This is a genomic window from Shewanella rhizosphaerae (genome assembly GCF_019457655.1).
Classification (GTDB): domain Bacteria; phylum Pseudomonadota; class Gammaproteobacteria; order Enterobacterales; family Shewanellaceae; genus Shewanella; species Shewanella loihica.
Map to the genome: position 1 here is coordinate 2,765,642 of NZ_CP080420.1, position 22,821 is coordinate 2,788,462.

18 protein-coding genes are annotated in these 22,821 nt (G+C 54.9%); 5 read left to right on the forward strand and 13 right to left on the reverse strand.

The features are described 5' to 3' along the window. The first annotated feature begins 16 nt into the window (after positions 1–16). The 4 genes from K0I63_RS12265 to K0I63_RS12280 all read left to right on the forward strand — a co-directional run bounded on the left by K0I63_RS12265 (position 17) and on the right by K0I63_RS12280 (position 4,555). Positions 17–1,018 (forward strand): 4-hydroxyproline epimerase, encoded by a 1,002-nt coding sequence (locus tag K0I63_RS12265; RefSeq protein ID WP_220081221.1) that lies wholly within the window; start codon positions 17–19, stop codon positions 1,016–1,018. Positions 1,019–1,044: 26 nt separating this feature from the next. Continuing rightward, positions 1,045–2,610: an aldehyde dehydrogenase (NADP(+)) gene (locus K0I63_RS12270; protein ID WP_220081222.1), complete on the forward strand. Its 1,566-nt coding sequence runs from the start codon at positions 1,045–1,047 to the stop codon at positions 2,608–2,610. Positions 2,611–2,716: 106 nt separating this feature from the next. Next, positions 2,717–3,388 carry a GntR family transcriptional regulator gene (locus K0I63_RS12275; RefSeq protein ID WP_011866162.1) on the forward strand — a complete coding sequence of 224 codons (672 nt, stop codon included), beginning with the start codon at positions 2,717–2,719 and terminating at the stop codon, positions 3,386–3,388. Between the two features lie 99 nt (positions 3,389–3,487). Then, on the forward strand, positions 3,488–4,555 hold the full coding sequence (locus K0I63_RS12280; protein WP_220071738.1) for a ketoacyl-ACP synthase III: 1,068 nt from the start codon (positions 3,488–3,490) through the stop codon (positions 4,553–4,555). A 101-nt stretch (positions 4,556–4,656) separates the two neighbouring features. Here the strand turns inward: K0I63_RS12280 and K0I63_RS12285 are convergent, their stop codons facing one another. The 13 genes from K0I63_RS12285 to K0I63_RS12345 all read right to left on the reverse strand — a co-directional run bounded on the left by K0I63_RS12285 (position 4,657) and on the right by K0I63_RS12345 (position 21,810). Continuing rightward, entirely contained in the window at positions 4,657–5,247 is a 591-nt protein-coding gene (locus K0I63_RS12285) for a lecithin retinol acyltransferase family protein (protein WP_220081223.1), read from the reverse strand. A gap of 154 nt (positions 5,248–5,401) precedes the next feature. Then, positions 5,402–6,034, reverse strand: coding sequence for an exonuclease domain-containing protein (locus K0I63_RS12290; protein WP_258406862.1), 633 nt, complete (start codon positions 6,032–6,034; stop codon positions 5,402–5,404). Positions 6,035–6,082: 48 nt separating this feature from the next. Then, positions 6,083–7,930 carry a DUF294 nucleotidyltransferase-like domain-containing protein gene (locus K0I63_RS12295; RefSeq protein ID WP_220081224.1) on the reverse strand — a complete coding sequence of 616 codons (1,848 nt, stop codon included), beginning with the start codon at positions 7,928–7,930 and terminating at the stop codon, positions 6,083–6,085. Positions 7,931–8,050: 120 nt separating this feature from the next. Beyond that, on the reverse strand, positions 8,051–8,671 hold the full coding sequence (locus tag K0I63_RS12300; protein ID WP_220081225.1) for a class I SAM-dependent methyltransferase: 621 nt from the start codon (positions 8,669–8,671) through the stop codon (positions 8,051–8,053). 149 nt (positions 8,672–8,820) lie between these two features. Further along, a complete protein-coding gene (locus K0I63_RS12305) occupies positions 8,821–10,539 on the reverse strand; it encodes a sodium:solute symporter family protein (protein ID WP_220042760.1) in 1,719 nt (572 codons plus the stop codon). 11 nt (positions 10,540–10,550) lie between these two features. Then, the gene (locus tag K0I63_RS12310) at positions 10,551–10,817 is read right to left on the reverse strand and encodes a DUF4212 domain-containing protein (RefSeq protein ID WP_011866169.1); all 267 of its coding nucleotides are present in this window, start codon (positions 10,815–10,817) and stop codon (positions 10,551–10,553) included. 310 nt (positions 10,818–11,127) lie between these two features. Then, positions 11,128–11,760, reverse strand: a complete 633-nt coding sequence (locus K0I63_RS12315) for a thiol:disulfide interchange protein DsbA/DsbL (RefSeq protein WP_220042761.1) — start codon at positions 11,758–11,760, stop codon at positions 11,128–11,130. Between the two features lie 223 nt (positions 11,761–11,983). Beyond that, on the reverse strand, positions 11,984–12,871 hold the full coding sequence (locus K0I63_RS12320; RefSeq protein ID WP_220081226.1) for an SDR family oxidoreductase: 888 nt from the start codon (positions 12,869–12,871) through the stop codon (positions 11,984–11,986). Positions 12,872–12,934: 63 nt separating this feature from the next. Continuing rightward, a complete protein-coding gene (locus K0I63_RS12325) occupies positions 12,935–14,143 on the reverse strand; it encodes a cyclic di-GMP phosphodiesterase (protein ID WP_434086800.1) in 1,209 nt (402 codons plus the stop codon). 498 nt (positions 14,144–14,641) lie between these two features. After that, positions 14,642–15,112: a DUF2919 domain-containing protein gene (locus tag K0I63_RS12330; RefSeq protein WP_220081228.1), complete on the reverse strand. Its 471-nt coding sequence runs from the start codon at positions 15,110–15,112 to the stop codon at positions 14,642–14,644. A 161-nt stretch (positions 15,113–15,273) separates the two neighbouring features. Beyond that, positions 15,274–17,283, reverse strand: a complete 2,010-nt coding sequence (gene ligA / locus K0I63_RS12335) for an NAD-dependent DNA ligase LigA (protein ID WP_220081229.1) — start codon at positions 17,281–17,283, stop codon at positions 15,274–15,276. Positions 17,284–17,350: 67 nt separating this feature from the next. Continuing rightward, complete coding sequence (zipA, locus tag K0I63_RS12340; RefSeq protein WP_220081230.1) at positions 17,351–18,361, reverse strand: cell division protein ZipA; 1,011 nt, start codon at positions 18,359–18,361, stop codon at positions 17,351–17,353. A gap of 23 nt (positions 18,362–18,384) precedes the next feature. After that, on the reverse strand, positions 18,385–21,810 hold the full coding sequence (locus K0I63_RS12345) for a chromosome segregation protein SMC (protein WP_220081231.1): 3,426 nt from the start codon (positions 21,808–21,810) through the stop codon (positions 18,385–18,387). Positions 21,811–21,998: 188 nt separating this feature from the next. Between K0I63_RS12345 and cysZ the strand changes: the two genes are divergently transcribed. Then, a complete protein-coding gene (gene cysZ / locus K0I63_RS12350) occupies positions 21,999–22,772 on the forward strand; it encodes a sulfate transporter CysZ (RefSeq protein ID WP_220042768.1) in 774 nt (257 codons plus the stop codon). The last annotated feature ends 49 nt before the right edge of the window (positions 22,773–22,821 follow it).

Consider the following 22,821-nt stretch of genomic DNA (forward strand, 5'->3'; position numbering starts at 1 on the left):
AGGGAGTATGGCATAGATGTTAAAAGGTACCTTCTTTTGCGTCGATGCTCATACCTGCGGCAACCCGGTCCGTTTGGTCACCAGTGGCCATCCGGACCTCAAGGGTCGCACTATGAGCGAGAAGCGCCAGGATTTCCTGGCGCAGTATGACTGGATCCGCAAGGCGCTGATGTTTGAACCCAGGGGCCACGACATGATGTCCGGCGCCTTCCTCTACCCCCCTTGCAGCGACAACGCCGACGCCGCCATCCTGTTTATCGAAACCAGCGGTTGCCTGCCCATGTGTGGCCACGGCACCATAGGCACCATCACAGCCGCGCTCGAGTCTGGCCTGTTAACCCCTAAGACGCCGGGTCAGCTCACCATAGACGTGCCCGCCGGGCAAATTAAGGTGCAGTATCAGCAAACCGGCGCCAAGGTAGATTGGGTCAAGATCTTCAACGTGCCCGCCTATCTAGCCCATAAAGATGTGGTGCTGGATATCCCAGGCCTTGGGCCGCTCAAGTTAGATGTCTCCTACGGCGGTAACTACTACGCCATCGTCGATCCCCAGGCCAACTTCCCTGGCCTGCGCCACTGGAGCGCCGGCGATATCCTGCGCTGGAGCCCGATCGTGCGCGAAATCGCCCACAGAGAACTAAACTGCGTGCACCCAGACGACCCCACGGTCAACGGCGTCTCCCACGTGCTCTGGACCGGTGACACCATCAGCGAAGGCTCCAACGGCGCGAATGCTGTGTTCTATGGCGACAAGGCGATCGACCGTTCACCCTGTGGCACAGGCACCAGCGCCCGTCTGGCTCAGCTCTATAGCCGCGGCGAACTCAAGGTCGGCGATGAGTACACCCATGAAAGCATCATAGGCAGCCAGTTTGTCGGCCGCATCGAAGCCGCCACCAAAGTGGGCGAGTTTGACGCCATCATGCCAAGTATCAAGGGCTGGGCACGCATCACCGGGCACAACGCCATCACGGTCGACGATGACGATCCCTATGCCTTCGGATTTCAGGTGGTCTAACCGGCCAGCCCAAAAGGACAATAGCAATGACACTAAGCATCACCAACAGATTAACCGGTCAGCATTACATCAATGGCGAGTGGCAGGGCGAAGCCTGTGCCTTTAAAAGCTTTAACCCAGTCGCCAATACTCAGATTGATTGGCACTTTGCCAGCGCAAGCGACGAGCAGCTCGCCCAGGCCACCAAGGCGGCTGAGCAGGCCTTTAATAGCTATCGCAACAAGAGCGACAGCGAGCGCGCCGCTTTTCTGAGCGCCATTGCCGAGCATATCGAGGCCGACAAAGAGGCAATCATAGAAGCCGCCCACCTCGAAACCGGCCTGCCTCTGGCCAGATTACAGGGCGAAACTGGGCGCACCTGTGGTCAGCTGCGCCTGTTTGCCCAAAATCTTGTTAACCCAATAGAGCAATCGATTGCCGACATGGCTCAACCTGAGCGTCAGCCGCTGCCAAAGCCAGATACCCGTCTAGGTAAAGTTGCCTTAGGGCCAGTGGCCGTCTTCGGCGCCTCTAACTTCCCGCTGGCCTTTTCCACCGCGGGGGGCGACACCGCATCGGCGCTCGCCGCAGGTTGCCCCGTTATCGTCAAGGGCCACCCGGCGCACCCGGCCACGAGCGAGCTGGTCACCCAGGCCATAGAAAAGGCGATCAAAGCTTGCGACATGCCAGCCGGCGTATTTAGCCTGCTGCAGGGACACACCCCGGCGCTTTCCACTGGCTTGGTCGAGGCGACAGAGATCAAGGCGGTGGGTTTCACAGGTTCGCTAAAGGTGGGTCGCATCCTGGCCGATCGCTGCGCGGCGCGCCCCGAGCCTATTCCCTTCTATGGTGAACTGGGCTCTACCAACCCACAATTCCTACTACCTGGGATACTCGCCGAGCAGGCAGAGACGCTGGCCGAGACTCAGGTGCAGTCTATGATGATGGGCCATGGTCAGTTCTGCACCAGCCCTGGGGTGATTGTCGCCATCAAGGGCGAGGCGCTGACCCGCTACTGCGATAGACTCAGCCAGACCCTGGCCGAACAAGCCGCCAGTGCCATGCTCACCCCTGGCATCGCCGCCACCTATCAGCAGCAGACAGAGGCACTGCTGGCACACCAGCAGCTGACGCTTTTGGCCCAGGGCAAGGCGGCCGAGGCCAGCCACCATACCCGCCCGGCGGCGGTAAAGGTGGATGCGGCAGGCTATCTGGCCGACAGCGCCCTACAAGAGGAGGTCTTTGGTTCCTTCGCTATAGTGGTAGAGTGCCAAGACGGCGCGCAGATGCAAGCCGTTGCCGAGCAGCTTGAGGGGCAGCTCACCGCCACGCTTCATGGCAACGAGAGCGATTGGGCAAATGCCCATAGCCTGGTGGATGCCATAGGCCAGCGTGTCGGCAGGCTTATCTTTAATCAGATGCCAACAGGTGTCGAGGTGTGTCACTCGATGAACCATGGCGGGCCTTATCCTGCCAGCACCGACAGCCGTAGCACTTCGGTAGGCAGCATGGCGATACACCGCTGGACGCGGCCCATCTGCTATCAAAACATGCCAACCGCTTTGCTGCCCGAAGCATTGCGAGATGGACAAAGTCTCCTAAAGCGCTTCTAACAGGCATATTAAATAAAGGGAAACCACGGTTTCCCTTTATTTATAGTGCTATAAGCGGTAATCTTATGCGGATCACATATAATAACGAAAAGACATTACGGGAACTATGAGCCGAACAACTCCAATCGTTCATAAAACGCGCACCCAGGTCGTGGTGGAAGTCTTAAGAGAGAAAATCCTTTCAGGCGAAATTGCCGCCGGCGAACCTTTACGCCAGAGCGCCTTAGCCGAGGCACTGAACGTCAGTCGCATCCCGGTCAGAGAAGCCCTGCTGCAACTCGAAGCCGAAGGACTCGTAAAGTTTGAAGCCCATAAGGGCGCTACCGCCACCGAATTGTCGGTCGATCAGGTTACCGAGCTGTTTGAGCTAAGAGCCCTTATCGAAACCGATCTGCTTGCCAAGGCGATCCCGAATCTCGATGATGAGATGCTGGCTCAGGCCCAGGGTTACCTGGATGAACTGGAGGCGGCTTTCCAACAGGAAGATGCCGTGAGCAGCTGGAGTGAACTCAATACCAAGTTCCACACCTGCCTGTATCAGGCGGCCGACCGCCCTCACACCATGGATGTGGTACACGGTCTTAATACCAACTGTGATCGCTACATACGTCTACAGCTTCTGCTGGCAGGCGGCATCCCCAGAGCGGCGCAAGACCACAGAGACTTGCTCACCTACTGTCGTAACCAAGAAATTGACAAGGCAGTAACGCTTCTGAGAGACCATATATTACATGCAGCCAATGCCATACGTGAGCTGGTTGCCCAACAGGTGAGCTAAATCACTGTAGCTTGCTTGACTTATTGCTAGGCTTATTAGATTAGTTTGATAAGGCAGAGCTGATGTACTCTGCCTTTTTATTTTTGAGAGAATATTCAGATGCAGTACGCCACCATTACCGGCTGGGGAAAGTGTGTTCCCCCCGCAACGCTTACCAACCATGATCTTGCCACTTTTATCGACACTTCCGATGAATGGATTAAGCCGCGTACTGGGATCAGTCAGCGACACATCAGTCATGTTAACACCTCTGAGCTGGCAACCGTTGCCGCCCAGCGTGCCTTGGCCGCTGCCGGTGTTAAGGGCGAAGAGATAGATCTTATCATACTGGCGACCGCCAGCCCTGATACGCTGATTCCAAACATAGCATCAACCGTACAGGCCAACATCGGCGCCAGCTGCGGTGCATTCGATATCAACGCCGCCTGTAGTGGTTTCCTCTACGGCTTAGGTTTGGCCAGCTCACAGATCAAGAGCGGTCAGTCGAAGAAGGTATTGGTGATCGGCGCCGAGCGTCTCTCCTTCTACCTCGACTGGTCTCGCCGGGAAACCGCGGTCCTCTTCGGTGACGGCGCGGGCGCCGTGGTCGTTGAAGCCACAGATCAGCCTGGCGGCGTATTGGGCTATGAGCTCAACAACGACCCTGCCGGTCGCGATATCCTCAAGGCGGGCTTTGGTACCGCCATGGACAGATTCAACGCCGCTTCACTGGATTTCTACATCGAATTCAACGGTCAGGAGATCTTCAAACGCGCCATCGCGGGTATGGGTAAGCTCAGCAACACAGTGCTGGAAAAATGTGGCGTCGACAAAGACGAAGTGGATCTGGTGATCCCGCATCAGGCGAACGAGCGCATTATCGATACCCTGATCAACCGCATGAAGATCCCGAAAGAGAAGGCAGTGGTGAATATCGCCAACTACGGCAACACCTCGGCGGCCACTATCCCTATCGCCATCTGCGATGCGCTGGAGAAGGGTCTGATCAAGCCAAATCAAACCATCTTGTCTTGCGCCTTCGGTGCCGGCCTGACCTCGGCAGCAGTGCTGTTCAAGTGGGGCGAGCGCGTGACACCGATCAGCGAATCGGATGCCGAGCTACCGCCATGCGATCAGACAGGTATCGAGCTGGTCAAGCGCGCCGTGAACTACTTCTGCGGCGAATAATCGTCAAATTGGAAACAGAAAATGCCGACATGATGTCGGCATTTTTTTTAGCGTAAGACTTAATGAATTGACCTTCGAACCAGGCACAAGCTAAGCCTTTCTTAATCGTGTTTCACTATAGCCGCCTCATCCCAATAGATCGCCTGGGCGAAATGGCTGGCCAGCAGGCGATTAAACTTATCGAAACTCGAGATACTCAGCTCCTCGCCGGTAAGACAATACCAGACGAAGCGATGGCAGTTGTTATCGAAGAGATCATAGTCGCGATACTGATAGATGGCCTGCTGCGCCCTCTTCAGCACGGATTCACCAATTAAGGGCCTATGTTGATGGTCACAGGCGACGAAGATACGGCTACCGGTGCGCCCCGCCAAGAACCGCTTAGATGACACAGGCCGGATCAGCCCGCTGCCGTGTAACTCTACTAAGGTATCCTCACCTAACCAGATCCCGGTATGCTCTATCACCCCGAAGACGAAGCAGCACACCAGGGCACCGGGCGGCGGCGTGACCTTGACCTCGCCGAGGTGCAACACACTGGGGGCGAGCGGGCTCACCCGCTTACCCTCTGGCGCCTTGGGCGCACGGCCTAACCGCCTGTCTAAGGTCAACTGTCGTTGTTTCTGTTTGGCGTCGGCGATAAAGGCGGCCCCTAGGGCGGCCCCGCCGAGCCAGAGTAAAGGAAGCGCCATGATTAACCTCTTTGCTTATTACTTATGCCATGACTCAGGCCATAGCCGGACAATACCATCTAAATGGCTCCATCCAAGCTCCTGTCTCTATTGAGATAATGGCGGAAAGTCGCCAAAGATAAAGGCGCAAAATGTAACCAAGTATAACCGAGTATTAAGGCAGCAGCTCGGCGATCTTTACCTTAGTTGCGCCGCCCATGGCCGCCACCTGTGCCAGCAGCAACTCGCCGCAGGCCAGCGCGTCGATGAGCGCGTTATGAGCCGCATACACGGGCAGACCGTAACGGGCGCGGCTTCGCCCCAGGCGCAGACTGCCCTCTTGCAGATGTTCCTGTTGCCTCAGTAGTCGCTGCTTCTCCAGCAATAAAGTATCTATGGCGAGTAGGCGCGGCTTCTCTCCCAAACAGGCCTGCAGGCCAGATTGTAAGAAGGCGAGATCCAGCGGCGCATGGTGGGCCACCAACACCTTGCCCTCACTCACGGATAAAAACCAGGCCATCGCCTGCTCCGGGGTCAAGGCCGCATCCAGATGGGTATCTAAGATGCCGTGTATGGTGGCGCTCTGGCCGACGCTGCCCTCTATCTGCACCAACTTGTGCTGCGCCTCGCTGAGAATAAGCTGCCCCTGACGGATAGGCACCACGCCGATACTTAAGATCTGATCGAAGCTGGCATTGAGCCCTGTCATCTCGAGATCTATTGCCAGCAGCTCCGCCTCCGCGAATGGCTTGTCGATAACCGGCATCAGCGCCTGCTGATAGGCCTTGAGCCCGGCATCTTTTGCCATCAGGGCTCGCCAACAGAGCTGCGACCTGACCTTAATCCCTGCCAGCACCTAGAAGCTCCGGGTAAATTTAAGTTTTAGGCCCGCCTGCGCGTCATGCACCACCTTGAAGGCGTCTCGCAGCTGATGACGTACCAGCGAGGAGAGCTGCTGGGGCATCAGATAATTAGTGAGGGGTTGGTTGTGAGTATACTGATAACCCTGATTCGACAGGCGCATGTGGGCGATAAACTCGTGGGCATCGGCTAGATTCAGGGCATCTTTGCGATTGATGATGTTCTGCTCCATCAGCAGGCGAATGCGCTTGGCGGTATTCACCTCGCTAATGCCCGCCGACAGGGCGTAGACTCTGGCGATATCGTTAATGAGCGCACTGCCCTTGTGCTTAAGATCGATGCCTTTCACCTCCTGGCCGTCACGCTCCAGGACAAACTTCTTGAAGAAGCCCAGCGGTGGTGATACCTGCAAAGCGTTGCCCGCCATCCCCGCGAGGAAGATATCGTTATCTTTGGTGGATTCCAGCACCTGAGACTGCAGCCCGTCAAACAGGCTCGACGGGCCATAGACGCAGCGCATATCGAAGAAGATGCTGGCATGCATCAAGGCCTTAGGCTCGGGGTGCTCGACCCAGTTGGCAAACTTCTGTTGCCACTGGGCTAGCGTCATCCGCCATTTAGGGTTCTGCGCCATGATGTCCCCAGGGCAGTAGACATAACCGCAGCGATCCAGCCCGGCGCAGACCGCCTTGGTCAGGGCCTCGAAATACCCCTGGGCATGCTCATCCATCTCATGTGCCAACAGCAGGCCGTTATCCTGATCCGAACAGGCCGCCTGATCCTGGCGCCCCTGAGAGCCGAACGCCAGCCAACAAAATGGCATGGGCGCCTGACCGAGGATCTGCTGATTGAGCACGATCAGCCGCCGGGTCAAGGCATCGGTCACCGAAGTCAGCACCCTGCCGATCTCCTCGGCCCTGGCATCGGCGCTGATGAGATTTTGCAGCAGCAGCGGTATCTGTTTAGAGACATGGATCAAGCTCTCGAGATCATGCTGACGCTCTATCTCGCCAATGAGCAGCAAGGGCTGCGAGCTCTGGCCCCGCAAAATATCTGTGCTGGTGATCACCCCTATGGGGTGTCCCTCGTCCAAGATGGGCAGATGGTGAATGTTGTGCTGGCTCATCAGCAACATGGCCTCGAACACCAGGGCATTGGCACTCAGGGTGATCGGGGTAACCGTCATCGCCTGATGCACAGGCAGGCTGCCGTCGAGGGACTCGGCCAGCACGCGGTTACGCAGATCCCTGTCGGTGAGGATCCCCGCAAGCTTATGGTTATCTATGATAAGTACCGAGGAGACCCGGTTATCCCGCATCAGGCGGGCTGCGTCGCTGACGCTGGCATTGATATCCAGACACAGGGGCTGTTTAGACATCAGGCTGCTGACTCTGTTGGTGGAGCCTAGCTCCTTGGCCTTGAAGCGCCCCTGATGGCGCAGCCGCTTGGCGAAGGCGCGGTTAAAGAAGCGATCGAACTCGCGGCTCTCGCTTCTGAGCTGGTTAAAAGTTTCTGGGTCTAAGTGATATACCAAACCATCTTCGAGGATCTGTACTCTGTTGCTCACCTTCTCGCCGGAGAGCAGCGAGGGAAAGCCGAAGAAATCGCCGTCGCCGAGCCTGTCGATCAGGTCGCCATCTTCGCCGCGCACCTCGAAGGCGCCGCTGCGGACGATATAGAGCTGAGGATGCTCCTCATCTAGCGGCACATAGACGGAGGAGCGGCTGTAATAACCGACGGTGAGGGCGCGGCAGCAACGCTCCAGGGTCTGCTCAGAGAGGCTGTCAAAGGGCGTCAGCTGGCCAAGAAATTGGGTAATAGGTTGCAGTTCGCTCGCGTCCATGATCTCCCTCTTACGTTATGGTCGGCATCTCGCCCTAGACTCTCGCCAAGCATCGGCCGTTTTATTCACTATAGCCTTAACAAACAAACTCTTGTATACGACTAAAGGCCAGCCGATTCCCTAACGCCGCCTGGCAATGATGAAGAGATCCACATCGCCCCGCTCAGGATAGTCCTGACGATGACAGCTTAGCAGCTCAAAACCTGCCGAGCTCAGCTCAGCGCTGAGCCAGACGCCGCAGTGATAATAGATGAAAGCCTGATCGCCGCTGCTGGAGGTCTGCAGCTTAGAGGCGGCATAATCGCCCTCCATGGTGCTCAAATAGAGTAGGCCACCAGCATTCAGCCTTCTTGTCATCGCCTGGATCAAGGCCTTGGCTTCATCCCGACTGAGATAAGGCAGGCAAAAACCACACACTATGGCATCAAACATCTCAGTTAAACTGTCGATAGCCAGGCAGTCCATCACCTCAAACTGGGCGGTGGGGTTATTCTCTCTTGCCAGGCTCACCATCTGCGGCGCCAGATCTGTCCCCAAATAATCGAGCTGAGGACGGCGCGCCAGCAGATAACGGGCAATGTTACCCGGGCCGCAGGCAAGCTCCAGCACCCTATCTTGCTCGCCGAGTAACTCACTCAGGCGGGCATAGGTGGGCTCGTAGAGTGGCATCTGCATATATTTATCCTGATACTGGCGCGCCAGCTTATTAAAGGTCGCCACAGATAATTGATAGTTACTCACCCCTACTCCCCTACAACTCCAAACATGAATCCCAACCATAAACTCTAAACACAAACCCTGAGACTGCCAGATAAGCTAAAGATAAATCAATAAGATATGAAACAAAAAAAGGGAGCGCACTGCGCTCCCTTGGTCGATAAGTCTATCGATTAGTGGTCGTGGGCCTCACCGGCTCCCTTAGGGAAGCGGATTGATTCAACCATATCAACCACATTCTGTGGTACCGCAGCCGTTACCTTGCTGACGATAAAGGCTACCGCAAAGTTGATGATCATACCCAGCATGCCTATGCCTTCTGGCGAGATGCCAAACAACCAGTTCGCCGCGTTGTTATCACCAGGGTTCACAAACTTGAAGTAGATAATGTAGCTTGCCGAGAACAGCAGACCTATCACCATACCGGCAATGGCACCCTCTTTATTCATGGTACGAGAGAAGATACCCATGATGATCGCCGGGAAGAGTGACGATGCCGCCAGACCGAAGGCGATTGCCACCACGGCCGCTACGAAGCCTGGAGGATTGATACCAAAGTAACCCGCCATAACGATACCCAGCGCCGCGGCGATACGGGCATAGAGCAGCTCCTGCTTATCCGAGATATCCGGCATGAAGTTCTTCTTCAACAGGTCGTGCGATACCGACGTCGAGATAACCAGTAGCAGACCCGCAGAAGTTGACAGCGCCGCTGCCAGACCACCTGCCGCAACCAGTGCGATCACCCATGCTGGAAGATTAGCGATCTCAGGGGTAGCCAGTACCATGATGTCGCGGTCGATCTTCATCTCGTTGGTTTCGCCCTTGGCATAGTAGATCTTGCCGTCGTTGTTCTTATCGTCCCACTTGATCAGACCTGTCTTCTCCCAGTTCTTGATCCAGTCTGGTGCCGTTTCATAAGCCACACCCGTTGACTCTGGACCATTGATTGTCTCAATCATGTTCACGCGAGAGAAGGCAGCCAGTGCAGGAATAGTGGTGTACATGATGGCGATAAACACCAATGCCCAACCGGCTGAGACACGTGCATCTTTCACCTTAGGCACGGTGAAGAAGCGAACGATAACGTGTGGCAGACCCGCAGTACCGAACATGAGTGCGCCCGTGATGAAGAAGACGTCGATCATCCCCTTAGAGCCCTCAGTATACTGAGAGAAACCAAGCTGAGCAGACAGACCGTCGAGTTTCTCAAGCAGGTAGACACCCGTGTTGTTGCCCGCGGCATCGACCAACTCGGCACCGAAGCCAAGCTGCGGTAGGATATGACCTGTCATCATCACGGAGATGAAGATAGCAGGAACCATGAAGGCGAAGATCAATACACAGTACTGAGCCACCTGGGTATAGGTAATGCCCTTCATGCCACCGAGTACTGCATAGAAGAAGACCACGGCCATACCAATATAAACACCGGTATCGACCTCTACTTCCAAGAAGCGTGAGAACACCACGCCCACACCGCGCATTTGTCCGGCAATGTAGGTGAAACAGATGAAGATGGCACAGACAACCGCAACGGTACGGGCCGCCTGGGAGTAGTAACGATCGCCGATAAAGTCAGGCACGGTAAACTTGCCAAACTTACGCAGGTAAGGTGCCATACAGAGCGCGAGCAGCACATAGCCGCCTGTCCAGCCCATCAGGTAGACGGAACCGTCATAACCGACGAAGGAGACGATACCCGCCAATGAAATGAAAGACGCCGCCGACATCCAGTCTGCCGCCGTGGCCATACCGTTCATCACAGGGTGTACGCCACCGCCAGCAACATAGAACTCTTTGGTTGAGCCGGCGCGAGACCAGATCGCAATGCCAATATAGAGGGCAAAGGTAAAGCCCACTATCAAATAGGTTAACGTTTGAACATCCATCTCATTGCTCCTTAGTCTTCATGAACATTGTATTTTTTGTCCAGCGCATTGGCTTTCGCCACGTAGACAAAAATCAGTGCAACGAATACATACATGGCCCCCTGCTGAGCAAACCAGAAGCCCAGTTTGAAGCCCATGAAATGGATCTCATTGAGTACATCGACCAATAAAATACCGCAGCCAAATGACACTGCAGCCCAAATTGCTAGCAGTCCGAGCACTAGACGTAAATTTTCACGCCAGTAACCTTCTGCCTTTTCGTTATTTTCAAAAGCCATTGCGACTCCCCTGTGCTGATTATTATTAAGTCATGAATTAATCTAGCAAGCGCAGTCATTAGGACAATCGCGACTTTGGTCTAACGCCAGCGTCAACCTGAGCGCGAATTAAAACATTTTCTTTACAAAACAATAAGATCAAAGTTGACGCCAGCGTAAACCTATAATTTTCATAGGCTTGCAAACTAGACTAAGGTCGAACAGAATTGTTAATGGAATGTACAAAAAAGCCGCCAAGTGGCGGCTGATGGATTAGAGAGGCTTCCAATTAAGAGACTCTCTATTGAGGGACTTCCTAGTAAGAAGTGGCCTATTTCAGAGTCGAAAGATAGGCAAGCAGATCGGCCAACTCCTCGGCGCTGCGCTGCTTATTGCTCACCAGATATTTGCCGTTCACCAGCAGCGAAGGCACCCCGCGGATCCCAGATAATTGCGCCTGAGTATCATAGTCGGCGATCGCCAACTTGTTATCTACCGACGCCAGCGCCTTGTCGACCTCAGCCTTGGACAAGCCCTGCTCGACGAAGAACTGACTCAGCTCCTCCTGACGCTTAAAGGCGCCGTTCCCCTCATGGATCCGCTTAAACAAATTGCCATGGGTCTGCTCGGTCACATGAAACTTCTTCGCTAGGTAGTAGGCTTCCTGGCTTAGCTGCCAGGCAGCACGCCCACCCGCCACCGGCGTGCGCTCAAATGCCAGCTTATCACCCAAGTCGGCCTTTAGCTTGGCCACGGCCGAGGTGATCAAGCCATCCTGACGATAACAGTGGGGGCAGTTATAGGAGAAGAACTCGCGTACCACAGGCTGATTCACCTCAGGGATCCCCGCCACCTTCACATAGTCGACCCCTTCGACATACTTAGCCTCAGCACTAACCTGAAAGGCGGCCAGGGCGATAAACAACAGACTCACATAACGACATAGATTCACGACTCTTTTCATAACCAACTCTTCTTATTATTGAAAAATGTTTCTACCCCAAGCTTAGCTGAGGCTATTTATTTATCTTGCAACCTTCTCTCACAATCTTCTCTTACTATCTTCTCTTACCAAGACAAGGACTCATAAATTCAGTCAAAAGCGCAACCAAATACGCTTCGGCCTTTTGAACGCTAAGCTTCAGGAACATTAGCCTTCACGAACACTGGCTTTCACAAGCATTAGCCTAGCAATGGGCCAACATAGCTAAGGGATCGGTAAACTTATACCGATAGTTTAGCTCCCGGGTGATAAGGCCTCCATCGACGCGCTTATCTTCAGCTAAGTCTCCCTCGATAAAGCTTGGCGGCGTGAGCCCCAACTGAGTCGCCGCCTGTTGATAAAATTCCGCCTTGGTGGGATGCTGCGGCGCGCAGAGATTATAGGCTGGCGATAAAGGCCCCTCAGCTTTCAGCAGCGAGGTCACGGCACCAATGCAATCATCGAGATGCACCATATTCACTGCAAGGTTACCACCAGGCACATCCTCTCTTCCCGCCAGGAAGCGCCCTGGATGCCGTTTAGGACCTATGAGACCGGCAAAACGCACGACGACGCAGTTATTGTTAGACTCGCCAACGGCAGAGTTAGCACCAGAGAAGAGCGCCTCGGCGGCCAGTAAGGTCTCGCTCGCCGGGCTGTGGACCTTAGCATCGCTCTCGACGCAACCACTCTCAGCACTCTCGCTCGAAAAACAACCGCCACCGGCAGGATAGACACCAGACGTGCTGATAAAAATGATACGCTGATATTCGTGAGTCCCCATTAACGCCTTGAGGCGCTTGAGACGATCCAGATAGCCGTTATCACCACGGCGAAGTCCGGGGGGAATGTTGATCACTATGGCATCGCAGGCGAGGCCTTGGGTTATCGCTTCGCGGGTCTGAGAGGACAAACCTTCACTCTCGAGTGCTTCTAAATCCAGCGCAAAGCCAGTGATTCCATCGGCTGATAAGGCCTCGGCCTCCTGTGGCGAGCGCTTGGAGCCCGTAACCTTTAATCCTTGGCTTAACAGGGCCTTGGCCAAAGGCAGACCAAACCAGCCGCAGCCGACGACGGCAACAGAAGTTATCATCTTGAATGCTCTAAATTAAAATATTTTGACTTGAAACCAGACTTCTAAAATAACGCAACGGGACTAGGGGGTGCCAGCAAAATAAAAACTAATTCCACTGTCGGCCTGTAACACGCGCATTGCACCTTCGGTTAATTCTTCAAGCTTTAGCACGCTATCGACAAACACCTCCTCCTGACTGAGGAAACGCAGGCCGGGCTCGCTACCGTCGGGATGACAGGCCCACACCTGAGGCTGTTTCACCGATTGAGTGGTGACCATCACCTTGCCGACATCGCCATCGCTGAGACGCACCAGAGTGCCCGGCGGATAGATCCCAAGCAATTTAACCAACACGGCGATCAGTGTCTCCGAATGTTTCCCCGCATGATTCTTAAACAGATAACCCAGAGCTATCTGAGGCGAGCGGCTCTCTTCGGCCCACAGCTGACCGTCATAATCATTCGCCAGGCTCACCAGCTGGGTGATGATGGGGATCTTCTTCTCTGTCAGGCCGTCTGGAAAGCCAGAACCATCGATAAACTCGTGATGATGCAAGACAATACTGAGCACCGCCTTATTAAACAGGCCCGTCTTGTTGAGCATCTCGTAGCCAAAGTTGGGGTGCATCTTAAGGAAATTGGCTTCGGAGGCCGTTAACGGTGTCTTCTTGCGCCGGATAGACTCGGGTACCTTGAGCTTGCCTATGTCGTGGAACAGACAGCCCAAGGCGATGTCGCGCATATCTGATTTTGGCAGCTCCATGGCCCTGGCGATCATCAGCGCCAATACCGCCACCGAGATGCCGTGTTGAGTTACGCTATTGTCACTCTCACCTGCGGTCACTAACGCCAGGTGGGTCTGCTCATACTCAAACATATGCTCGATGAGGGACTCCACCAGCGAGGCAGCCTCGCGATAGGCACCCTCGGGATCGCTGGCTATCTTGCTAAAGGTCGAGCGACACTCGTTGACACAATCGATGAATCGCTTCTGACTCAGACGCAGAGACTTCCGCACATTGCGTTTGGCTTCTACGATGGGATCCACCACCTCTTCTGCCTTTTCAGCCTGCTCATCCCCCTCCTCACTCTCCTCTTCCAGCAGTTCTTCGCCCGACACCAACAGAACGTAGGGCACGCCAAGACTCTTGATCAGCTCTATCTGCGCCTCTTCTTCAATCTTGATGCGGTTAAAAAGGAAAGGATGGTTTTTCCAAGACAAGGGTAACTTAACAGTGATACCTGTTTGTAACTTAGACAGGGGTAATTGTATCGGCTCAGTTCTGGCCACTCGAAGCAACTCCATTGATTTTCCCCATACCCATTGGGTCCCCTGCTCCAGATCTGGATGCGGGATGATCCCCTAAGAATATGAAAAGCAACCTAACTTTAATAACATAACTATAGTCAATAGCAACTCAATTTGTACAATCTGTCATTAAATTGACCACTTACGCACAGATTGACGCCAAAGTGCACCGAGAGACGATTAGCTGCTGGTTATAAGATATGCAAAAAATCTAAACTAAGATTGAAATTATTTATTGTATACAATATTCAATTGGTGTTAGTATGCTTCTGTTCTTTAGAGATACGTAGCAACCCCGGATTATGTTTCTTTAAAGAGTGTTGCTGTCAATTGTCCTTAATATAAGTCCTGTGAATTTGTTGTTTTTCACATTGATTTATAAGGTATTTTGTAACATTCCGATATCTTGAGACTGAATTTTCATTCGAAAAGATATGCTTGGCGCTGCATCTTGCAGCGCTTTTTTTTGGCCGGGATTCGCTAATCCGTCTGATTGCGCCAATCCTGAAGGTAGTATTTGAGGTGCTTCGACTTGGCGATGTAGAGCAGGCTCCAGAAGAGAAACAGCGCGTCCAGGCCAAAACTCCAGCTATAGAGAAAATGGTTATGAATCAGGCGCTGCAACAAGAGGCCGGCATCCAGCATCAAGAACACGATCAGCAGAGGTTTGAGTTGATTAAAGGCGGGTCTTAACCAGAGTGGAGCGCGTTTGCGCTCGGCGATCACTAAGCCATAGAGAAATAAGCCACCGACACCGGCCGCCAAGGCCATCAGAAAGTCAGACTTTTGCGGATAGATGAGGGCGACCAAACCGGCTCGATCGCTGGCCTGAGTCAGGGAGGCGATAAACACACACCATCCCCGGGCGATAAAGGCCAGCATCAGGTACAACATAAGCGGCGGCTTAAAGTGTCCCTTATCGTCTAACCAATTAATATGTCCAAAATTCAATAGTGTTCTCCCTCCCCCGTTTCTCTCTATATGGTGATGATGTCGCGGATTTCAACATCTGATAACAAATGGAGGCGGTGAACGATAAAAAAAGCGCCATCCCTCGATGACGCTCTCGTTTAACTTAGATCTAATTTAGTAGGCTAATTCACACAGCCAATTTAAGAGCCTAGGATTGCCAAGAGCTCTGCCTCATCGATCACCTTAACTCCAAGCTCCTGCGCCTTGGTCAACTTTGAGCCGGCCGCCTCACCGGCAACCAAGCAATCGGTATTTTTCGAGACGCTGCCCGCCACCTTGGCACCTAATGCCTGCAGCTTAGCCTTGGCATCGTTGCGATTGAGTTGCGTCAAAGTGCCGGTTAGTACCCAGGTCTGCCCCTTCAGGGAGAGCGCCTCTTCGGCAACCTCTTCGATGTCGGGCCAGTGCACACCGGCCTGCAGCAGGCCGTCTATCACCTCAAGGTTATGGGGCTGCTCGAAGAAGTGCACCAGATGCTGAGCGACGATCACCCCCACATCGTCAACCTTCATAAAGGTCTCGGCGTCCGCCTGCTTGAGTTTCTCAAGGGTCTTGAAATAATTAGCCAGGTTGGCGGCGGTGGCTTCGCCCACTTCCCTGATCCCCAGCGAATAAAGGAAACGGGCAAAGGTAGTTTGCTTGGCCGCTTCCAGGGCATTGACCAAATTAGTGGCCGACTTCATCCCCATACGATCCAGCATAGTGATCGCCGAGGCGGTAAGCTTGAAGAGATCCGCAGGGCTGGCCACCAGCTCCTTATCGATCAGCTGCTCCACCACCTTGTCGCCCATGCCATCGATATCTAACGCCTTGCGCGAGGCGAAGTGCTTGATCGCCTCCTTACGCTGGGCCTCACAGTAGAGGCCGCCTGTACAACGGGCAACCGCTTCGCCCTCGACGCGCTCCACGTCGCTGCCACACACGGGGCATTGTGGCGGAAACTGGATCGCCTGGGCATCGCTCGGGCGCTTCTCGGGCACCACGGCAACGACCTGAGGGATCACGTCACCGGCGCGGCGGATGATCACGCTATCGCCTATCATCACCCCGAGACGGGCGATCTCATCGGCGTTATGCAAGGTGGCGTTGGAGACGGTAACCCCGCCGACAAAGACAGGTTGCAGGCGCGCAACCGGGGTCACGGCGCCGGTACGGCCCACCTGGAAGTCTACCCCTTCGAGCAGAGTGATCTCCTCCTGGGCCGGAAACTTATAGGCGGTGGCCCAGCGAGGCGCCTTAGCAACGAAACCAAGAGTCTGCTGCTGAGCGATATCATTCACCTTAAGCACCACGCCATCTATCTCATAGGCCAGCTCGCTGCGACGGGTCAGTATGTCCTGATAATAGGCCAGCACGGTCGGGATATCCGCACATACCTTGACTTCACTGCTCACCGGACAACCCCACTCTTTAAGCTGCATCAACTGCTCGAAATGGCTGGCTGCCAGCGGCCAGGTTTCTGGCTCCACCACGCCCAGGGCGTAGGCATAGAATGCCAAGGAGCGGCTGGCGGTGATCTTGCTGTCTAACTGACGCAGGCTACCGGCGGCGGCATTACGCGGATTGACGAAGAGCTTCTCGCCCTTGGCGCGGGCCTTGTCGTTGACCGCCTCGAAGGCCGCCTTAGGCATAAAGACTTCGCCGCGCACCTCGAGCAGTGGCGGGAAACCGCTCCCCCTGAGTCTTAAGGGCACAGATTTGATGGTGCGCACATTCTCGGTAATGTCCTCACCGACAGAGCCATCGCCGCGGGTGGCGGCGCGCTCAAACACGCCATCGCGATAGAGGATACTCACCGCCAAACCGTCTAACTTAGGCTCACAGCAAAATGCCGGCGCCTCCGGCAGCTTATCGCCGACGCGCTTATAGAAGGCGTTGAACTCCTCTTCGCTGAAGACGTTATCCAGGCTCAACATGGGTTTGAGGTGAGTCACCTGATTAAACTTGCTCAGGGCCTCGCCGCCGACTCTTTGGGTTGGAGAGTCGGCCAGCGCCAGCTCGGGATGCTCGACCTCCAACTCCTGCAGGCGACGCATGAGACGGTCATATTCGGCGTCGGGGATCGAGGGCGCGTCATCGACATAGTAGCGATAGTTGTGCTGATTAAGCTCGTCGGTTAACTGTTTAATCTCGTCTTGTATGGCTTGCATGATTTCTTATCCAGTTTAAGCAACAGAGGCCGCTGATGCGGCCTCTACTTCAATGTTGGTCTAGGGATCACATCTGCGCGCGAATGCGCTGCAGGTAAGACTGCTTGGTCTGCTCGCTCCAGGCGCCGCGACCACCGTCGAGCACTTCGCCGCCGAGATCGTCGGCCAGCTGATGGGCCGAGTTAAGCATGATTGAGAAATTCATCAGAGGATCGCCATAGCAAGGCAGCGTCATAAACAGCACTATGCCCTGAGTAGTAAACTGCTCCATCTCATCTGGGTTGAATACCCCAGGCTTAACCATGTTAGCCAATGAAAACAGCACCTTGCCTGTGCCAGCATTATCCTCATGACGATGGAAAATATCCATATCACCAAACTTGAAGTTAAGGGTCAACAGGCTAGGTAGTAGCTCGGCGCCATTGAGGGCCTCGCCCTCTTTAGCCACCACGTGCAGCACCAGTACATCCTGTGGTTCGCCAAGCGGCGCCTCTTCGGCCACTTCTGGCGTTGGCTCTGGTTCAACAGGCACTGGCTCTACAGATGCAGGCGCTACTGACTGAGTCGCTTCGACTCTCGGCGCGGGGCGCACTGCTTCATGCTTCCGCTCAGTAACAGGGTCTTCAAACAGCGAAGGCTGCGCGGGGGCCTGCCCCAGGCCAAGCTCCATCTGCTCGAGATGGGCGTCGCTAACTTCCTCGTTAGGAGTGGCCGACATCACTGGCTCTTGACGCGAACGCGGCGCCTTCTGCTTAGGCTCGTCCGACAGGGAGAAACTGGGCGAGGCTTCTGCTGGCTCGCTCTCTTGCGCGCGAGCACCTGCAGGTGTGGCACGGCTGGTCGAGGTGGCCTTAGGAATGCTGCGATCTTCGCCGTTATTTTTAATTACTCTTACAGGGCCAACGCCATCTGCGTCGAAACCGTCACTGTCACGTGTCTTATCTGTGTATAGCCCTGTCATGGGCGATTCTTTTAATGATTTAGGTTGCTGCCGCCTAATGGACCAAAAACCATGCACAAGTACCGCGATAATGGCTACCGCGCCTAACACGAACAATACCAGTTGCAAATTTTCCATTGATTACCCTGTTTTTCCCAAAATTATACTGCGTCGGCTAATGCCACCGCCTCATCGATATCGACGGCAACTATGCGTGAAACCCCTGGTTCGTGCATAGTGACACCTATTAGTTGATCGGCCAATTCCATGGTGATCTTATTGTGACTAATATAAACAAATTGCACGCTCTGAGACATCTCTTTTACCAGTCGGCAGAACCTGTCGACATTGGCATCATCGAGCGGCGCATCGACCTCATCCAACATACAAAATGGCGCCGGATTCAGCCTGAAAATCGCAAATACCAATGATAAAGCGGTTAATGCTTTTTCTCCACCCGAAAGCAGGTGAATCGTACTATTCTTTTTCCCCGGCGGTCTGGCCATAATGGTGACCCCAGTCTCCAGCAGATCATCATCGGTCAGCGCCAGATAGGCACTGCCGCCGCCAAACACCTTAGGAAACAGCACTCCGAGATCTTGGTTGACCTTATCGAAGGTCTCCTTAAAGCGCGTCTTGGTCTCGCGGTCGATCTTGCGAATCGCCTCCTCCAGGCTGCCAAGGGCCTTGGCCAAGTCCGCATCCTGACTGTCGAGATAGGCCTTGCGTTGACTCTGCTGCTCGAACTCTTCAATCGCCGCCAAATTTATCGCGCCAAGATGTTCGATCTGCGCCTTTGTGCGCTCCAGCGCCTTCTGACGATGGCTCAGGCATACAGTCAGATCCAGCGTTGCCTGCACCTCGGCGATATCCACCTCTTGGCTCTTGATCTGGGCTAACTGACTGTCAATTTGACCTTTTATTCCTTCGCGACGTAACTTTAACGCGCTGATGGCTTGAGTCAAGTGATCTAACTTGCCAAGTTGTTGTTTTTGCTTGGCGCTGATCTCGTCTGCTTGATTTTGCAGCTCAGCCTGCTGCAGGCGCAGGGCATCGAGCGCCGCCTGCGCCTCTCCCTGACGCGCCAGGGCATCATTGAGCTGGGCCGTCATGGCATCGGCTTGCAGCTTACCATCTAGCTTATCCTGCCCCTCGAGTTGCCCCTGAAGCTCGCTCAGTTCTTGGGCCAGCTCCTTCATCTGCCGCTCGAGCTGCTCACCCTGCTGGCGGCTAAGCGCCTGCTCGGTATTGATCGCCTGCAGCGATTGCTGTAGCTGCTGGGACTGCTGCGCCAACGCCTGACGCTCGCGGCCCAGCGCCTTATGCTGGGCGCGGCGATCGGCAAGTCCCGCCACCTGACTGTCGGCTGAGCGCGTCAGCTCAGTCAGCTGCGCCTCGTCTTGATCGCGGCGACTTGTCAGCTCACTCAGGCTTTGCTCCACGGCTGTGAGCTCGCCGGTCTGCTCTTCGAGCAAGGCCTTCAGCCTGGCTTGCTGCTCACCTTGCTGGGCGATACGCTCCTGGGTCGCCTGAGCCTGCGCCATCAGACGTTCACGCTCAAGCTGCGTCCCCTGCAAGCTGGTATTTAGCTGCAACATTGCTTCACGCTGCTCATCCAAGCCCTGATTGACCTCGGCAAGCACCGCCCTTCGCTCATCGATCGCCTCGACACTGGCCGCTATGCTGAGCTCCAATGCTTCCTGCTCGGCCTTGAGCTGCACCAACTGGCTGCCCTGCTCGGCCTTTTGCAGCACAAAGCCTTTACCCACTATGTAGCCATCGGCGGTGACGATGCGCTCGTCATCCTCAAGTGAATCCAGCATCGCCTTAGCCTGACTCAGGCTATCGACCCAGCTAAGCCTAGACAGCCAGGGCGCCAGGTTGACCTCGCTGCTCAGCCCAGTCCACTGCTGAGATCTGCTTAACTCAAAGCCGCTCTCATTCTCTGTTTCCTCTGCTCTTGGCTTGTCACTCACCTTCTGGGTGAGCAGACCGTCGAGCAACAGGTCGACCGCCGCTTCCCAGCCGGGCGTGACCTGAATCGCCTGCCAGAGGGCGCGGCCCTGAAGCGCGTCTTCCTGAGGTAAGATACGCTTGACCACCGCCAGACGTCCTCTCTCCTCGGCCAGGGACTGCGACAGGGCATCGACCTGCGCCTGGGTCTGGCGCGCCTGCTCCTGTCGCTGAGACTGAGTGCCAGCCCCCTGCTCGATCTCGCCCTTAAGCTCATCGAGCCGCTCGGCGAGCCGTTCACACTGAGCATGTTGCAGCGCAAGATTGGCGCTCTCATCCTGATGGGATAACTGCTCGAGCTGGCGTGACGCGCTCTGATGTTGCGACTTAAGCTGAGCCAGGGCGCTCTGCTTATGCTTGAGCTCCCCCTTGGTGAGTTCCAGGCGTAGCTGGCATTGGTTAACCGCCTGCTTGGCCTGACTCTCGGCTTCCTGTGCCTGCTCCAGTGATAGCTCGACCTCGCCAAGCTGCTCATCGAGTAGCTCGAGCTGCAGCTGCAAGGTCTGATGGGCCTGCCGGGCATCGTGCTGACGTTCATCGAGATCGCCGCGCGCCAATATAAGCGCCTGCTCCTGCGCCTTTAACAGCGCCAGCTTCTCTTGGTCCTGCCTGATACGCTGCTTGAGGTGCGCATCTTGCTGCTGGCGATGCTTGACCTCCTGTTCGAGCTTGGCGATCTGATTACCGTTAAGATAGAAGGCCTCGACCTGTTGCTGCTCCTGGCGCTCAAGCTCATCGAGTTTGAGTTTAAGCTCGGTCAAATTGCGCGACAGAGCTTCTCGCCCAGCATCGCCCTCGCTCTGGGTCAGCGTCTTGGCTTCTATCTCCTGGGATAACTTGTCAGATTGGGCGCTCAGCTCCAGATATTTAGCCACCTCGAGTTGGGCCTGCTGATCCCGCTCCGTCTGCTTCAGCGCACGATATTGACGCGCAGCCTCGGCCTGCTCGGCCAGCTTGTCTATCTGTCGGCCCAGCTCTTGACGGATATCTCCTAGGCGTTCGAGGTTCTCGCGGGTGTGGCGGATACGGTTTTCCGTTTCGCGTCGTCGCTCCTTATAGCGGGAGATCCCCGCCGCCTCTTCGATGAAGACCCTCAGCTCCTGAGGCTTAGATTCGATGAGACGTGAGATGGTGCCCTGCTCGATAATGGCGTAGCTGCGCGGACCAAGTCCCGTGCCCATGAAGAGATCGGTAATGTCCTTACGGCGGCACTTTTGGCCATTGAGGAAGTAACTGGATTCGCCGTCCCGGCTCACCTGACGCTTCACGGCAATCGCCTGATAGCTGGCGTACTGACCGCCCAGACGGCCCTGCTGATTGTCGAAGCTGAGCTCGACACTGGCCACGGAGACCGGGCGTCTGGCCGAGGAGCCGTTAAAGATAACGTCAGCCATGGAGTCGCCGCGCAGGTGTTTGGCAGAGCTTTCGCCCAGCACCCAGCGCACCGCATCAATCACATTGGACTTGCCACAGCCATTAGGGCCAATAATTGCCGTAAGCGGTTGGTTAAAAGGGATTTTAGTGACATCGACAAACGACTTAAATCCAGCAAGTTTTATCTGTGTGAGTCTCATTGTGCCAGTTTGGTCGTCTATTGGGAGGCGCGCTTGGTATCGCTGTTATTATTGCTAGCCACTTTATCAAAGCATGCCGCATTTTGTAACGTTTTTTCTGTTAAGCGGCGTGATTTCACCCTTGTTTTTACAACAGGGCTGACACACAATCGGCCTTAAGCAAGACATAAGGATATTCAGATAAGACTATGAATCAAAAAGCAAGCAAGCCCGCTAAGAGTGGCGTGAACTATTTTCTCGACGGCTTTCGGCTGATCAAACAGCCGGGGCTGAGACGCTTCGTCTTCATCCCGCTGAGCGTCAACCTGGTGCTGTTTGCGGCGGTGATCTACTTCGCCATCGGCCAGCTGGAGCAGGTGTTTCAATGGATCAATGGTCAACTGCCGGAGTACCTGAGCTGGCTGAACTTCCTGCTCTGGCCGCTGGCGGTGCTCACCCTCTTGGTGGTGCTCTCCTTTATCTTCAGCTCCGTCATGAACTGGATAGCCGCCCCCTTCAACGGCCTGCTGGCGGAGAAGGTTGAGCAGTATCTCACCGGCAAAGACCTCAATACCGGTGGCACTATAGATTTGATTAAAGATCTGCCGCGTATCCTGGGGCGCGAGTGGATGAAACTGAAATATTACCTGCCCAGAGCCATATTGTTTCTCATTTTGTTCTGGGTGCCTTTCATCGGCCAGACCGCCGCCCCTGTACTCTGGTTTCTGTTTAGCGCTTGGATGATGGCGATCCAATACTGTGACTATCCCTTCGATAATCACAAGGTGCCTTTTAATGATATGAAGTTTGCCCTCAATCAGACCAAGGGCAGCAGCTTTAGCTTCGGCGCCGCGGTCACCCTGTTTTCGATGATCCCCATCATCAACTTTATCGTGATGCCAGTCGCCATCTGTGGCGCCACCTCTATGTGGGTCGACAAATACCGCGCCGCCTATCGCAATGAGCAGATTGCCCCTGAATAAAGCTCACTTCAAAAGAAAAGGCCTGCAATTGCAGGCCTTTTTATTACGA

Bases quoted from the DNA above. Each gene is read 5' to 3' on its own strand.
- K0I63_RS12315 (WP_220042761.1), bottom strand. From the start codon at position 11,760: ATGAAAAGAGTCGTGAATCTATGTCGTTATGTGAGTCTGTTGTTTATC.
- K0I63_RS12285 (WP_220081223.1), bottom strand. From the start codon at position 5,247: ATGGCGCTTCCTTTACTCTGGCTCGGCGGGGCCGCCCTAGGGGCCGCC.
- K0I63_RS12290 (WP_258406862.1), bottom strand. From the start codon at position 6,034: ATGGCAAAAGATGCCGGGCTCAAGGCCTATCAGCAGGCGCTGATGCCG.
- K0I63_RS12345 (WP_220081231.1), bottom strand. From the start codon at position 21,810: ATGAGACTCACACAGATAAAACTTGCTGGATTTAAGTCGTTTGTCGAT.
- K0I63_RS12310 (WP_011866169.1), bottom strand. From the start codon at position 10,817: ATGGCTTTTGAAAATAACGAAAAGGCAGAAGGTTACTGGCGTGAAAAT.
- cysZ (WP_220042768.1), top strand. From the start codon at position 21,999: ATGAATCAAAAAGCAAGCAAGCCCGCTAAGAGTGGCGTGAACTATTTT.
- K0I63_RS12280 (WP_220071738.1), top strand. From the start codon at position 3,488: ATGCAGTACGCCACCATTACCGGCTGGGGAAAGTGTGTTCCCCCCGCA.
- K0I63_RS12275 (WP_011866162.1), top strand. From the start codon at position 2,717: ATGAGCCGAACAACTCCAATCGTTCATAAAACGCGCACCCAGGTCGTG.
- K0I63_RS12295 (WP_220081224.1), bottom strand. From the start codon at position 7,930: ATGGACGCGAGCGAACTGCAACCTATTACCCAATTTCTTGGCCAGCTG.
- K0I63_RS12270 (WP_220081222.1), top strand. From the start codon at position 1,045: ATGACACTAAGCATCACCAACAGATTAACCGGTCAGCATTACATCAAT.
- K0I63_RS12305 (WP_220042760.1), bottom strand. From the start codon at position 10,539: ATGGATGTTCAAACGTTAACCTATTTGATAGTGGGCTTTACCTTTGCC.
- K0I63_RS12265 (WP_220081221.1), top strand. From the start codon at position 17: ATGTTAAAAGGTACCTTCTTTTGCGTCGATGCTCATACCTGCGGCAAC.
- ligA (WP_220081229.1), bottom strand. From the start codon at position 17,283: ATGCAAGCCATACAAGACGAGATTAAACAGTTAACCGACGAGCTTAAT.
- zipA (WP_220081230.1), bottom strand. From the start codon at position 18,361: ATGGAAAATTTGCAACTGGTATTGTTCGTGTTAGGCGCGGTAGCCATT.
- K0I63_RS12320 (WP_220081226.1), bottom strand. From the start codon at position 12,871: ATGATAACTTCTGTTGCCGTCGTCGGCTGCGGCTGGTTTGGTCTGCCT.